This window comes from Mesorhizobium sp. M8A.F.Ca.ET.202.01.1.1, from assembly GCF_004791595.1.
In the GTDB taxonomy this organism is placed as follows: domain Bacteria; phylum Pseudomonadota; class Alphaproteobacteria; order Rhizobiales; family Rhizobiaceae; genus Mesorhizobium.
Genome location: NZ_SRUN01000318.1, coordinates 1 through 281 on the forward strand (window position 1 = coordinate 1; position 281 = coordinate 281).

The 281-nt window shown below is 66.2% G+C and carries 1 protein-coding gene; it reads right to left on the reverse strand.

Going from position 1 to position 281, the window contains the following annotated elements; translation table 11 throughout:
- Positions 1 to 267, reverse strand: a 267-nt coding sequence (locus tag EN845_RS35025) for an aldo/keto reductase (RefSeq protein WP_189587462.1), incomplete at its 3' end; no start/stop codon positions are given.
- Between the last annotated feature and the right edge of the window lie 14 nt (positions 268 to 281).

Genomic DNA, 281 nt, shown 5'->3' on the forward strand with positions numbered 1-281 from the left:
GAAGGCGCGAAGCGCCGCATCGCGCTGGTGGCCGCCGTTGCGCAGCTTCGAGGTGATGAACAGTTCCGACCGCGGCACGCCGGCGGCGCGGATCGCCTCGCCCACGCCTTCCTCGTTGCGGTAGCCCTCGGCGGTGTCGATCAGGCGATAGCCGGCCTCGATCCCCCAGCGCACGACTTGTGACGTGACATCCGGATCGACCTGCCACACGCCAAGTCCGATCTGGGGAATGGTTGAGCCGTCGTTCAATGTCAGCTGTCCTGGCATGCGGATGTCCTTCT